1 pseudogene is annotated in these 558 nt (G+C 67.6%); it reads right to left on the bottom strand.

Annotation, left to right across the window (positions count from 1 at the left end):
* Nucleotides 1-558 (bottom strand): annotated as a pseudogene (locus ACTJKF_RS31420) (filamentous hemagglutinin); the annotation flags it as partial.

Genomic DNA, 558 nt, shown 5'->3' with positions numbered 1-558 from the left:
CCGCCGACGGTCAGGTCGCCTTGCGTGTTGGTGAGCGCGACGTTGGTGGTGCCGAGGTTGGTCGACAGCGTATCGGCATCGATCGATGCGTTGGCCGGATAGAGGCTGTCGGTCTTGTTGTTTGCGACGCCTGCATTGGCCGCTTCGATGGTCCAGGTGCCGGCCGTATTGCCAGCGCGCGTGTCGACCGTGGTGCCGCGTGCAACACGAACCTGCTGGCCGCGCGTGACGACGGAGCCTGCCGGCGCCTCGGCTTCGGCGGCGCTCGCGTCGAGCTTGCCGGCGACCTTGACCGTGTCGCCGTCGAGCGTGATCTTGCCGCCGTCGAGCGCGATCTTGCCGTTGAGGTCGCTGGTGAGCCCCTTCGCTTCGATCGTGCCGGTGTTGTTGACGACGGCGTTCAGCAGGTTGCCCGCTGCGCGCGCGGTCATCAGCACTTCGCCGCCATCGGCCTTGAGCAGGCCGCCGTTGCTGGCTTGCGCATCGACGGCGCCGCCCTCGACCTGCAGGCTGAGCAGGTCGTTGCCGTCGAAGTTGACCTTGAACGCATTGCCGGCG

The organism is Burkholderia sp. 22313 (genome assembly GCF_052045245.1).
Taxonomy (GTDB): domain Bacteria; phylum Pseudomonadota; class Gammaproteobacteria; order Burkholderiales; family Burkholderiaceae; genus Burkholderia.
The sequence above is the reverse complement of the archived record's forward strand: the minus strand, read 5'-3'. Positions and strand labels throughout refer to the sequence as shown.